Source organism: Nonomuraea sp. NPDC048881 (assembly GCF_040649795.1).
Lineage (GTDB): Bacteria > Actinomycetota > Actinomycetes > Streptosporangiales > Streptosporangiaceae > Nonomuraea.
Genome location: NZ_JBEZGC010000004.1, coordinates 396340 through 409414, shown reverse-complemented (window position 1 = coordinate 409414; position 13075 = coordinate 396340). Strand labels below are relative to the sequence as shown.

The following is a 13075-nucleotide window of genomic DNA, read 5'->3' as shown; positions in this document are numbered from 1 at the left end:
GGGGGTGGCGTGTGACCGAAGCCCGCGCGGCGGCGGAGAAACTCCAGGCGGAGCTGCACGGGCTGGGAGTCACCAGCGCGTACGAGGTGGGGGACGGAGCGACCATCTCGGTCTGGATAGGTCTCGTCGTGCACTACAGGGACGGTTTTTACCGTTGGCAGGAAGGTCCGGTTAAACGTCGTCATCTGGGTACGGATCCGGTTGGATGTGCCATGCGCGTGGCGCGCCGCTACAAGGAGCTGCACGCGGATATCCCACTCTGGTGGGACGACCTGGCCAGGGAACTACGGGGGAGACCGGTCCAGGACTATCCGTAAGGCCCCCGCGTGCGGTGTTTCGGGGGAAAACATGCGCATTTGGGCTTTGCCATTCGTCCTGATCGTTCTCGTGAGCTGCGCCGCCCAGCCGGTGCCGCGCCGACATTCCGCCATGATCCGGCCACAGGTCAGTCCTGAGGTCCTGGCCAAGCGGCTGATCGCGCAGCAGGCCGACTGGCCGCGCAGCCGCCGGTTCGACTGCGGCAAGATCAAGTGTGTGGCCCTGACCTTCGACGACGGTCCAGGGCCCTACACCGGCAAGCTGCTCGACCTGTTGCGCCAGCGCCACGTCAAGGCCACGTTCTTCGTGCTGGGGGAGATGGTGGCCGCCGACAGCGGCGGCCGGATCACCCGCCGCATCGTGGACGAGGGCCACGAGATCGGCAACCATTCCTGGTCCCACCCGTCGCTGACCGGCCTGTCCCGCGAGGGGGTGCGCAACGAGCTGGGGCACACCGACGAGCTCGTCCACCGGCTGACCGGGGTCAAGATGCGGGTGATGCGCCCGCCGTACGGCAGCACCGACGAGGCCGTCGCCGCCGAGACCCGCCGTGAGGGCCTGGCCCAGATCCTGTGGGACGTCGACACCCTCGATTGGCTGCACCGCGAGCCCGCCGCCGTGGTCAGGCGGGCCGACACCGCCAAGGCCGGGTCGATCGTGCTCATGCACGACATCCACCCCACCACGGTGGAGGCCGTGCCGAAGGTGATCGACACGCTGGCCAAGAAGGGCTACACGTTCGTCACGATCTCGGAACTGTACGGCCGCCCGCCCACGCCGGGCCGCACGTACACCGCACGGTGAGCGGCATGGCACCCTTGGGCCATGGCTTTCACCGGCTTCCCCGACGAGGCGTTCATCTTCTACGAGGGCCTTGAGGCGGACAACTCCAAGCACTACTTCACCCGCCACAAGCACCTCTACGAGGACGCGGTCCGCGCGCCCATGACGGAGCTCACCGACGAGCTGGCCGCCGAGTTCGGCCCGGCCCAGCTCTTCCGGCCCTACCGGGACGTGCGCTTCTCCAAGGACAAGACGCCGTACAAGACCCATCAGGGCGCATTCGTCGACCTGATGCCCGGCATCGGCTACTACGTCGAGATCAGCGCCGCCGGCCTGTACGTCGCCGGCGGCCGCTACACCCAGGCCCCCGACCAGATCGCCCGCTACCGCGCGGCCGTGGACGAGGAGGTCACCGGCAAGCCGCTGGAGTCGATCGTCGCCCGGCTCGCCGACGCCGGCTACACGATCGGCGGCGACCGGCTGAAGACCAGGCCGCGCGGCTTCGACGAGGACCATCCGCGCATCGAGCTGCTGCGCCACAGGTCCCTCTTCGCGGGCGTCCGCCACGAGCCGGAGCCGTGGGTGCACACGGCCGAGGTGCGCGGGCGCGTCGAGCGGGCCTGGCGCGACTTCGCCGCGCTCATCGACTGGCAGTGCGCGCACGTCAGGGGCAGCGAGCTGCCGCGCCGCTGAGCCTCACCGCTGGCCCGTCGTGACCTGGTCGCCCTTCAGGATGCGGTCGACCGTCTGCCCGGCCGCCGAGCTGGCCGCCGTCGTGCCCACGGCCAGCGCCAGGGCCAGGGTCGGCGCGGCCAGGCTGCGCACGCTGCGCAGGTTGCGCACCCTGGCCCACGGCTCGCCGGCCAGGTGCATGATCCGCCACTCCCAGAACAGCCCGAGCCCGACGCAGACCATCATCACCTGCCCCACCACGATGGCCACGACCTGCGCCTTGTCGAGGGCGCCGATGTCCGGCTCGACCAGCGTCGACAGGTAACCGGCCAGGCTGGTCAGCAGGGCCGCGACGGCCAGGTGCAGCGCCTTGGTCATCGGCTGGGTGCCCCGGACGCACGGGTAGAAGTAGCCGAACAGGAAGCCGAACGCGGGCAGGGTGAGCAGGTAGCGGCCGTCGAAGAGGAAGCTGGTCAGGTCCGCGCCCTCCGGCCGGCCGTAGACCAGCGCGAAGGGCAGGCTCAGCAGCAGGCTGACGGTGAACGCCGACACGCCGTTGTGCCAGGGCGTGCAGCCGGCCGCCGTGGCGAAGGCGGTCTCGGGATGGCGGCCGTGCTCGCGCAGCGCCGACTCCAGAGCCTGCCGCCGCTGGTCGAACTCGGCCATCGACATGTCCGCGGCCAGCCTATTCCGTCCGGCGCGGTACAGCTCCTGCTCGGCGAGCAGCAGCAGGCGCCGGTGCAGGGCCGCGCGGACGAACTGCCGGTGCTCCTCCTGCGTGTCCGGCTCCACGACGGACGCGGGCGGCCCGGCGAGCAGCCAGCGCGCGGTCAGCCAGGCCACGAGCGAGGTGATCGCCAGCAGCGGCAGCGGCACGTCGATGTCGGCCAGCGTCGTGCTGCCGCCGGGCGTGATGTAGAGCACCATCAGCACGACGACCATCGTCGACTCGGCGGCCGGGTCGCGCACGGCCGCCACCCGGCAGCCCAGCCGCCACAGCCGCAGCACCAGCATCACGAACCCGAGCAGCAGCAGCCCGAGCACCCCGCGGACCAGCGGGTCCAGCGGCAGGCTGCCGATCGTCGGGACGGCCGCGCGGGGCACGGCCAGGCTCCACGACCCCGCGTCCAGCCATTCCGTGGGCCAGCCCTGCACGAGCAGGCTCACCACGACCGCGCCCACCACCGCGCTCCGGCTCCACCGCCTGGTCGCCACGGTCACCGCCGCCACGGGGATCATCGCCCAGCTCAGCGCCAGCAGCAGCCGGACGCTGTCGGGCGGGTACACCCCATCCAGCAGCGCCCGCAGCCACAGGGCCAGCGCCAGCAGCCCGACCGCGGCCTCGGCCCACAGCGCGGCCAGGCGGACGACCACCGGCCTGACCCCGAGGTCCACGCTGAAGCCGACCGCCGCGCCCGCCGCCGCCAGGGCCGCGACGGCTCCGCCGGTCAGCAGCACGCGCCCGGGGAGCTGGCCGTGCAGCCACGACCAGCTCAGCATGCCGATCCCGACCAGCAGGCCGAGCCCGGTCACCGTGAGCAGGTCCCGGCCGGTCCACGGCGGGCTGGTGGGCAGCACCCGTCCGGCGTGCCGCAGGGCCATCACCGGCACGGCGACGAACAGGATCACGTACCCGACCGGCGACCACTCCGCGGCGACCAGCGGGATGAGCAGGGCCGGCGCGGCGATGGCCAGGCCGACGACCAGCTCCCTGTTGGGCACCCGCTGCCACCACCGCCGGCCGAGCGAGCGCACCAGGAACACCGCCAGCGCGCACGCCGTGAGCACGCCGAGCGCGGTGGCCCAGGAGAAGTCGTCCTCCTCGGCGACGTCGGGGAAGCCGTAGGAGCCGGGGGCCAGCGTCAGGCTCACCGGGTAGGCGCCGACGGAGAACCGCAGCAGGCCGCGCTCCTGCCGTTCCGGCTGGATGCCCTCGACGCGCAGCACGGTCCACTCGCCGGGCAGCACGGTGACCGCGCGCTCCACGACGATCAGCGGGAGCGCGGTCGGCGAGGCGAAGTCGAGCCGGAGCAGCCCGTCGACCCTGACCTGGCGCAGCAGCGTCACCGTGAACTCGGCCGTGACGTGCCCCGGCGAGGAGACGATGAGCGGCGCGAGCCGGGTGGTGGGCGCCAGGCTCTGGCCGTCCGCCTTGAGCGCGCCGAACCCGGAGTCGGTCACCTGCGGCAGCGTGCCGGGGAAGCCGCCGCCCTGGCGCAGCGCCTCGGCCAGCGGGTCGTCGGGGCGCAGGTTCAGCCGGTGCCTGACGGTGATCCTGACCTGGCGCTGCCGGGGGTCGATCCGCCCCTCGGGGACGGCGTCGAGGTCGGCCGCGCGGGCCGGGGCGACCGAGACCTCGGTGGCGGCCGTACGGGCCCATCCGGCGGCCGGGTCGGCGCGGGCGGCGGCGGCCGCCCAGGGGTTGGTCACGACGGTGCTCTTGGGCCTGTCGGACCCGGTCACGGGTCTGGCTGCGATGGTGCACCAAACAATCGCCCCGAACGACACCAGAGCCAGCCCGAATGAAAGTGCCATCCGGAGCTTTCCCACAATTGGGATGATTCTCCGGCATGCCGAAATGTTCTATGGCATAGGGTCACGGTGTTATCACAGATGGTCTCATGACCACATTTCTTTACACCGTGACCCGGGAGAGGCGTTCCATCGCGCGTGCTCGGGCCGCCCGTTGACAGGCCCCTCTGACACGGAAACCGCGTGCCATCGGGAAAGGTGACACGCGGCCGTGGTGCGGAGAGAATGAATCAGGCGCGCTTGGCGCGGGCGGCGGCGCGGCCGCGGGCGGCGGCGTCGAGCACGACCTTGCGGATGCGGACCGCGTCGGGCGTGATCTCCACGCACTCGTCCTCGCGGATGAACTCCAGCGCCTGCTCCAGCGAGAGCGTCCGCGGCGGGATGACCTTCTCGGTCTCCTCGCTCGTGGACGAGCGCATGTTCGTGAGCTTCTTCTCCTTGGTGATGTTCACGTCCATGTCGTCGGAACGCGAGTTCTCACCGATGATCATGCCCTCGTAGACCTCGGTGGTCGGCGAGACGAACAGCGTGCCGCGCTCCTGGAGGTTGAGCATGGCGAACGCGGTCACCGGGCCCGACCGGTCGGCCACCAGCGAGCCGTTGTTGCGGGTGCGCAGGTCGCCGAACCACGGCTCGTAGGAGTCGAAGACGTGGTGGACCAGGCCGGTGCCGCGGGTCTCGGTCAGGAACTCGGTGCGGAAGCCGATCAGGCCGCGGGCCGGGACCACGAACTCCATGCGGATCCAGCCGGTGCCGTGGTTGGTCATGTGCTCCATGCGGCCCTTGCGGACGGCCAGGAGCTGGGTGACCGCGCCGAGGTACTCCTCCGGGCAGTCGACCGTCAGGCGCTCGACCGGCTCGTGCACCTTGCCGTCGATCTCCTTGGTGACCACCTGCGGCTTGCCGACGGTCAGCTCGTAGCCCTCGCGGCGCATCTGCTCGACGAGGATGGCCAGCGCCAGCTCACCGCGGCCCTGCACCTCCCAGGCGTCGGGACGGTCGGTGGGCAGCACGCGCAGCGACACGTTGCCGACCAGCTCCTTGTCGAGCCGGTCCTTGACCATGCGGGCGGTGACCTTCGAGCCCTTGACCTTGCCGACCAGCGGCGAGGTGTTGGTGCCGATCGTCATCGAGATCGCCGGCTCGTCGACCGTGATCAGCGGCAGCGGGCGCGGGTCCTCCGGGTCGGCCAGCGTCTCGCCGATCATGATCTCGGGGATGCCCGCGATGGCGATGATGTCGCCGGGGCCGGCCTCCTCGGCCGGCTTGCGCTCCAGCGCCTCGGTCATCAGCAGCTCGGTGATCTTCACCTTCTGGATCGTGCCGTCGGTACGGCACCAGGCGACCTGCTGGCCCTTGCGCATGACGCCCTGGTGGATCCGGCACAGCGCGATGCGGCCCAGGTAGGAGGAGGCGTCGAGGTTGGTGACGTGCGCCTGCAGCGGGGCGTTGGGGTCGTACGTGGGCGCCGGGATCGTCGACTTGATGATGTCGAACAGCGGCTCCAGGTCTTCCGAGTCGGGCATGCCGCCGTCGTCGGGACGGTTCATGGAGGCGCGGCCGGCCTTGGCCGAGGCGTAGACGATCGGGAAGTCGATCTGCTCCTCGGTGGCGTCGAGGTCCATGAAGAGCTCGTAGACCTCGTCGACGACCTCCTTGATGCGGGCGTCGGGGCGGTCGACCTTGTTGATGCACAGGATGACCGGCATCTTGGCGGCGAACGCCTTGCGCAGCACGAACCGGGTCTGCGGCAGCGGGCCCTCGGAGGCGTCGACCAGCAGCACCACACCGTCGACCATGGAAAGGCCGCGCTCGACCTCGCCGCCGAAGTCGGCGTGGCCGGGGGTGTCGATGATGTTCAGGGTCATGCCGCCGTGCTGGACGGCGGTGTTCTTGGCGAGAATGGTGATGCCCTTCTCGCGCTCCAGGTCGTTGGAGTCCATGACCCGGTCGTCGACGTCCTGGTTCGCGCGGAAGGCCCCGGACTGCCAGAGCATGGCGTCGACCAGTGTGGTCTTGCCATGGTCGACGTGCGCGATGATCGCGATGTTCCGCAGGTCGTCGCGGCTGTTCAAAGGCATGATGACTTCTCGCTCTGTGTCGTGGGGGCGGCCGCGCGAAGTCGCGACCCACCAAGTCTAGTTGATCCCCTCTCGTGACAAGAGCGGGACAAGGCGTCTGCGGCGCTGTAGGGGTGAACGCATCGGCCGGCCCGTCTGATTCCCGGCGTCCCGCATGGACCACGGGCGGCGGGGCAATGAGCAACCGTGAGGGACGAAGGGCTGGTGCTGCTCGCCGCGTGGGGGCAGTTCGCGCTGCTCCTGGGGCTCTTCGGGTACGAGCGCGGTCCGGGCGGCCGGGCCCCCTGGCTGGTCGAGACCCTGATCAGGCGCCGGCTCAAGGGCAGCAGGCTGGTGGCCCGGGAGCAGCTGGCCTGGGAGGGCGGCTCCTGGTCGGAGGAGCCCGGCGCCGGCCTGCGCCTGAACGTGCCCGCCGACCGGCTCGCCCCCCTCGCCGAGCTGTACGAGCGCGAGCCGGGACGTACATAGCAGGTTGCACATTTGTGTGCATGGCAGGAGCCGTCGCGGTCCCTACATTGTCGTCATGACGTGGACAGAGCTGGTTATGGGCTCGGCACCGAGCAAGGGCGACCAGCCGGCGGTGAGCGACGTCAGGACCGGCGAGGTGCTGTCGTACGCGCAGTTCGCCAGGCGGGTCACCCGCGCGGCGGGCGGGCTGCGGCGCGACGGGCTGGCCTACGGCGACCGCGTCCTCATCGACCTGCCGCTCGGCGCGTCGCTGGTGGTGGCCGTCCACGCGGTGGCCTGGGCGGGCGGCGTCGCCGTGCTGGGCGGCCCTGGCCCGGTCCGCATGGTGATCACCCGCGGCCCCCGCGAGCCCGGCGGCCCCGCCGCGGACCGGGTCTACGCCTTCCGCCCCTCACCCGGCGCGCTGCCGTTCGCCGGACTGCTCAACGCGAGCCCGCTGGAGTTCGGCCCGCTGGCGGGCGCGGCGCTGGCGCCGGGCGGCGGCCGCGTGCTCGACCACGACGAGCTCGCCGCCGACCTGCGCAACCTGGCCGCCCGCCTGGTGGTCGGCAAGGACGACGTCGTCGTCAACGCGGCCGGCGACCTGCTCAAGGGGCTGCGGGTGCTCGACCTGGCCCTGATGTCCGGCGCCCACGTGGTGATCGCCGCCAATGAGCCGACCGTCATCGGCTGCCGGGTGCTGGCCGCCGAGCGCAGGGCCACCATGGTCGTGGCGCCGTACGACGTCGCCAGGCGGCTGCTGGGAAACCCCATTCTGCGCGTTGTGGACGAAAGGGCGATCGTCAGCTCGCTTGGCCTGTGAAAAGTGCGACACTGTGGAAGAGTGTGATCCTTCGGCGACGCAGGGTGAACACATGCCAGAGGCCCCCCGGCACAATCTTCCAGCAGAGCCCAATCGGTTCGTGGGCCGCGAACGCGACCTCGACGACCTGCGCGGGCTGTTCGGCGAGACGCGCGTGGTCACGTTGTGCGGCGTCGGCGGCATCGGCAAGACCCGGCTGGCCCTGCGGGTGGCCGCCGGGCTGGTGGGCGGCTATCCCGGCGGGGTGTGGCTGGTCGAGCTGGCCAGGGTCAGCCGTCCGGAGCAGATCGTCCAGGAGATCGCCCGGGCGCTGCGGGTGCGCGAGGAGAGCGGGCGCCCGCTGCTCGACACCGTCACCGCCCGGCTGAGCGAGCTGCGCTGCCTGCTGCTGCTCGACAACTGCGAGCACCTGGTCGACGGGTGCGCCGAGCTGGCCGCCGAGCTGGTCGCCTGCTGCCCCCGGCTGAGCATCCTGGCCACCAGCCGGGAGCCGCTGCGCATCGCCAGCGAGCTGATCTGGCGGGTGCCGCCGCTCGACCTGCCCGAGATGGGGTACGCCGACGCCGAGTCGGTGCAGCTGTTCATGGACCGGGCCGCCGCCGCCGGCACCCGGCTCGGCCCCGACAGCCTGCCCGACGTGGTCCGCCTGTGCCAGGCGCTCGACGGGCTGCCCCTGGCCCTGGAGCTGGCGGCGGCCCGTACGAGCCTGCTCAGCCCCGGGCAGATCGCCGACCGGCTCGACGACCGGTTCTCGCTGCTGACCACGGGCGGCCGTACCGCCCCGGCGCGGCAGCGCACGCTGCTGGCCACCGTCGACTGGAGCTACGACCTGCTGTCGGCCAAGGAGCAGGTGCTGCTGCGCCGGCTGTCGGTCTTCGCCCGCGACTTCGACCTCGACCTGGCCGAGCAGGTCTGCGCCGAGCGGCCCATCGCCCGGGACGAGATCGTCGACCTCCTCGGCGGCCTGGTCGACAAGTCCCTCGTGCTGTGCGACGAGGAGCGCAGGCGCTACCGCATGCTGGAGACGATCAAGCGGTACGCGATGAAGCGGCTGGAGCGGGCCGGCGAGCGCGAGGACGTCCGCGAGCGGCATCTCACCGTCCTGTGCGACCTGCAGGAACGCCACTTCACGACCGAGATGGTCCGGCCGGGCGTGCCCTGGCCGGAGCGGCTGGAGTGCCTGACGGCCAGCAAGCAGCTCCTCGACGACCAGCGGGCCGCCCTCGACTGGGCCGCCGAGTCCGGCAACGCGCGGCTGGGCCTGCGCCTGTGCGCCGCCAGCACCGCTCTGCTGCCCATCTCCGGCAACCTGACCGAGATCGTCGGCTGGATCGAGCGGCTGCTCTCGCTCGACCTCGAACCCGTGCCCGACGGGCAGGTCGCGCAGGGCAAGGCGTACCTCGCCTACGGGCTGGAGGCCCGCGACGAGCTCAGCCGGTCGCTGGAGGTGGCCACGGAGAGCCTGGCGGGGCTGGGCGAGGAGAACGTGTTCACCCGTTGCGTCATGCACAGCCTCGTGGTCGTCGTCCTGCTCCGCATGGGCCGCATCGACGAGGCGCTGCACCACGCCGAGCGCGGCCTGGCCGAGGCCACCGAGTCGGGCGACGCCTGGAACCAGGCGGCGGGGCTGGCCGGGCTGTCGGCGGTGGCGCTGACCAGGGGCCGGCTGCGCGAGGCCCAGCGGCTGGGCGACGAGGCCCTGGCACGGGCGCGCGAGCACGGCCACCGCTGGCTCATGGCCAGGATGGCCGCCCAGCTCGGCGCCGTGGCCGAGGCCCGCGGCGACCTGGAGACCGCCAAGTCCCGCTACGAGCTGGCCGTCCCGTGGTTGTGCGAGCTGGGCAGCGACTCGGACCTGGCGCGCTGCCTGGCCAGGGTGGGCCGGGTCGCGGCCATGCTGGGCGAGTTCGCCGCGGCGAGGGAGCGGCTGGCCGACAGCCTCGCGCTGAGCCGGCAGACCGGCCAGCGGCAAGGGGTGGCCCGGTGCCTGGCCGGCCTGTCGGTGCTGGCCGAGCACGAGGGCGACCTCGACGGCGCGGTGCTGGCCGCCGCTGCCGCGGCCACGCTGCGCGAGTCGATCGGCCAGCACTCGGCCACGATCCGGATCGAGGAGCTGCTCTCGCGCGCCCGCGCCAAGCTCGGCGAGGGCCGCACGGCCTCCCTGTGGTCGCGCGGCCGGGCGATGAGCCCCGACGCCGCCGCCCGCCAGGTGCTGGCGGGGGAGCGGCCCGCGGCGCCGGCGCCCGCGCCGGCCGAGCCGGTCAGGCACTCGTTGCTGACCGTGCGCGAGCTGGAGATCGCCGGCCTGCTCACCCGCGGCCTGTCCAACCGGGCCATCGCCGAGGAACTGGTGATCAGCCCGGCCACGGTCGCCCGGCACATCGCCAACATCATGGAGAAGCTGGGGTACACCTCGCGCGCGCAGATCGCGGTGTGGGCCGCCGAGCACCCCAGCGCTTCTGCATAGGGATCTGCATATTCCGCCCCATGTAGGCACGTGACCCCCTCCCTACCGTGGACGCCATGGATGAGCACATCGTCATGGTGGACTCCGGCACGGGCGTGGAGTTCACCGAGAAGCAACTGGACGAGCGGTCGGCGATCGCGACCGCCCAGTTGCGGCGCAGAGGGGTGCGCGCGGGCGACACGGTGCTCGTCTGCCTGCCCGTGGGGCCCGACCTGCTGGTGGCGGCGGACGCGGTGATGGCGGCGGGCGGCGTCGTCTGGCCGGTGCCCGCCGACCTCGACCGGGCCGGGCTGGGCGAGCGGATCCGGGCCAGCGGCGCCCGGGTGATGATCTCCGACGTGCCGGAGGCGGTGGAGGCGGCCGAGGAGTCGCGGGTGCGGATCGTGATGAGCGTGGCCGAGCTGGGCGGGCGGCATCCGTATCCGCGCAGTCGCGGACAGTCCACGGAAAGTGATCGCGCGCGGTCGGCCGGAGGTGGAGACTGAGCGCACCTGTGATCCTCCGCTGACCCTGGGCGCCGACATGACTCCGCCAGTTCCGCACAACCTGCCCGCAGAGCCCAACCGTTTCGTCGGCCGCGGGCGCGACCTGACCGAGCTGAGCACGCTGGTCCACGACGAACGCGTGGTCACGCTGAGCGGCGTCGGCGGCATCGGCAAGACCCGCCTGTCGCTGCGGGTGGCGGCCAGGGCCGCGCCTGGCTTCGCCGACGGCGTCTGGCTGGTCGAGCTGGCCCGCCTGGCCGACCCCGCGCTGATCGTCAACGAGATGGCCGGTGTGCTCGGCGTCCGCGACGAGGCGCCGGGGCGGCTGCTGGACGGCCTGCGCGTACGGCTGCGCGAGGCCAGGGCGCTGATCGTGCTCGACAACTGCGAGCATCTGGTCGACCGCTGCGCCGAGCTGGTCGCCGGCCTGATCGCCGACTGCCCCCAGCTGCGTTTCCTGCTCACCAGCCGCGAGCCGCTGCGCATCCCCGGCGAGCTGGTCTGGCGGGTGCCGCCGCTGGAGCTGCCCGACGACCACCATCCCGACGCCGAGTCCGTGCTGCTGTTCGTCGAGCGGGCGCTGGCGGCGGGGGCCCGGTCGGTGACCGGCAGCATGGACGACGTCGTGCGCCTGTGCCGGGCGCTCGACGGCCTGCCGTTGGCGCTGGAGCTGGCCGCGGCCCGCACGAGCCTGATGAGCCCGGGCCGCATCGCCGACCGCATCGGCGACCGGTTCACCCTGCTGACCAGGGGCGACCGTACCGCGCCCGCCCGCCAGCGCACCCTGCTGGCCACCGTCGAGTGGAGCCACGACCTGCTGCGGCCCAAGGAGCGCGTGCTGCTGCGCCGCCTGTCGGTCTTCGCCGGGCTGTTCGACCTGACCGTGGCCGAACGGGTGTGCGCCGACGGCGGCATCGTGCCCAGGGCCGAGCTGCTCGACCTGCTCAACGGCCTGGTCGACAAGTCGCTGGTGCTCCACCACGACGGGCGCTACCGCCTGCTGGAGACCATCAGGCAGTACGCCGCCGAGCGGCTGGCCGAGGCGGGCGAGCTGACCCGGCTGCGCGACCGGCATCTGCGGGTGATCTGCGAGGAGATGGAGCACTGCTACCGGGCCGGCACGCTCGACCCGCGCATGCCCTGGTCCGCCCGCGTCCCGCACTTCGTCAGGGGCCGCGCGCTGATGGACGACTGCCGGGCGGCGGTGGAGCGGGCGGTGGAGTCGGCCGACCCGGTGCTCGGGCTGCGCCTGGCCCGCGCCGCCCTGGCCATCCTGGCCGTACGCGGCGAGCTGGGCGAGACCGTCGGCTGGCACCAGCGGCTGCTCGCCCTCGACCTGTCCCGGGTGCCCTCCGACGTGGTCGCCGTGGCCAAGGGCGGCCTGGCGTACGGGCTGGAGATCTGCGACGAGCTGGCCCGCGCCGAGGAGCTGGTCGTGCAGGGGGTGGAGGAGCAGAAGAGGCACCCGTACACCCACTGGCTGGGCGTCACCTACAGCGTGGCGCTGGCCGTGTTCTTCCGCACCGGCCAGAGCGAGAAGGCGCTGCGTTACCTGGAGGAGCTGGAGGCGGCGGCCGCCGCCCACGACGACCTGTTCAACCTGGCCACGGTCCGCATCGCGCAGCTCAACCTGGCGCTGTTCCGCGGTCAGCTCCGCCAGGCCCGCCGGCGCGGCGAGCAGGCGCTGGCCCTGGCCAGGGAGGCCGGCCACCACTGGACGCTGGCCAGGGCGCTGACCCACCTGGGCGCGGTGGCCGAGGCGGCGGGCGACCTGGAGGCCGCCATGACCTGCCACACCTCGGCCCTGCCGCTGCTGGAGGACATGGGCAACCGGGTCGAGCTGGCCCGCTGCCAGGCCAAGCTGGGCCGGGTGGCGGCCCGGATGCACGACTATCCGGCCGCCCGGCTGCACCTGGCCGCCAGCCTGGCCCTGAGCACCCGCACCGGCCAGCGCAGGGGCGTGGTGCGGGCGCTGACGGCCATGTCGGCGCTGGCGGCCGAGCAGGACGACCTGGAGGGCGCGGTGCTGGCCGCCGCCGCCGCGACCGCGCTGCGCGAGGCCATCGGCCAGTACGGCGTCCCCGGCCCGGTCCAGGAGCTGCTCACGCGGGCCAGGGCCGGGCTCGGCGAGGGCCGGGTGTCGCTGGTGTGGGCCAAGGGGGCCCGGCAGTCGCCCGACGAGGTCGCCAGGCGCGTGCTCGATCCCGGCCAGGCCGTTCCCGCGGGGCCGTCCGGGCCGTCGCCGGGGGCCTGGCAGGGTGGGCTGACCGGCCGGGAGCTGGAGATCGCCGCGCTGCTCACGGGCGGGCTGAGCAACCGGGCCATCGCGCTGAAGCTGGTGATCAGCCCGGCCACGGTGGCCCGCCACGTCGCCAACATCATGGAGAAGCTGGGCTTCGCCTCCCGGGCCCAGATCGCGGTGTGGGCCACCGGGCACGGCCTGGAAACGCACCACGAATAAGCTGGT

The 13075-nt window shown here is 72.6% G+C and carries 10 protein-coding genes; 8 read left to right on the top strand and 2 right to left on the bottom strand.

All coding sequences use genetic code 11. The features are described 5' to 3' along the window. Window positions 1-11 precede the first annotated feature (11 nt). The 3 genes from AB0C33_RS17000 to AB0C33_RS16990 all read left to right on the top strand — a co-directional run bounded on the left by AB0C33_RS17000 (window position 12) and on the right by AB0C33_RS16990 (window position 1794). Complete coding sequence (locus AB0C33_RS17000; protein WP_352324847.1) at window positions 12-317, top strand: hypothetical protein; 306 nt, start codon at window positions 12-14, stop codon at window positions 315-317. Between the two features lie 112 nt (window positions 318-429). Next, window positions 430-1122, top strand: a complete 693-nt coding sequence (locus AB0C33_RS16995) for a polysaccharide deacetylase family protein (RefSeq protein ID WP_358288465.1) — start codon at window positions 430-432, stop codon at window positions 1120-1122. A gap of 21 nt (window positions 1123-1143) precedes the next feature. After that, window positions 1144-1794, top strand: a complete 651-nt coding sequence (locus AB0C33_RS16990; RefSeq protein WP_358288462.1) for a DUF2461 domain-containing protein — start codon at window positions 1144-1146, stop codon at window positions 1792-1794. Between the two features lie 3 nt (window positions 1795-1797). On the opposite strand, the gene AB0C33_RS16985 is transcribed toward AB0C33_RS16990, so the two are convergent. Both AB0C33_RS16985 and typA read right to left on the bottom strand, forming a co-directional pair. Next, window positions 1798-4203, bottom strand: a complete 2406-nt coding sequence (locus AB0C33_RS16985) for a hypothetical protein (protein ID WP_358288459.1) — start codon at window positions 4201-4203, stop codon at window positions 1798-1800. Between the two features lie 332 nt (window positions 4204-4535). Continuing rightward, window positions 4536-6386 (bottom strand): translational GTPase TypA, encoded by a 1851-nt coding sequence (gene typA / locus AB0C33_RS16980; protein ID WP_358288457.1) that lies wholly within the window; start codon window positions 6384-6386, stop codon window positions 4536-4538. 186 nt (window positions 6387-6572) lie between these two features. On the opposite strand from typA, the gene AB0C33_RS16975 reads away from it, so the two are divergent. The 5 genes from AB0C33_RS16975 to AB0C33_RS16955 are packed head-to-tail and all read left to right on the top strand — an operon-like array spanning window position 6573 to window position 13069. Next, window positions 6573-6854, top strand: a complete 282-nt coding sequence (locus AB0C33_RS16975) for a hypothetical protein (protein WP_358288454.1) — start codon at window positions 6573-6575, stop codon at window positions 6852-6854. A gap of 55 nt (window positions 6855-6909) precedes the next feature. Further along, complete coding sequence (locus tag AB0C33_RS16970) at window positions 6910-7656, top strand: AMP-binding protein (RefSeq protein ID WP_352352129.1); 747 nt, start codon at window positions 6910-6912, stop codon at window positions 7654-7656. Between the two features lie 52 nt (window positions 7657-7708). After that, entirely contained in the window at window positions 7709-10123 is a 2415-nt protein-coding gene (locus tag AB0C33_RS16965; RefSeq protein ID WP_358288451.1) for a LuxR C-terminal-related transcriptional regulator, read from the top strand. Window positions 10124-10179: 56 nt separating this feature from the next. Beyond that, window positions 10180-10608, top strand: a complete 429-nt coding sequence (locus AB0C33_RS16960) for an AMP-binding protein (protein WP_358288449.1) — start codon at window positions 10180-10182, stop codon at window positions 10606-10608. 37 nt (window positions 10609-10645) lie between these two features. Beyond that, on the top strand, window positions 10646-13069 hold the full coding sequence (locus AB0C33_RS16955; RefSeq protein ID WP_358288446.1) for a LuxR C-terminal-related transcriptional regulator: 2424 nt from the start codon (window positions 10646-10648) through the stop codon (window positions 13067-13069). The last annotated feature ends 6 nt before the right edge of the window (window positions 13070-13075 follow it).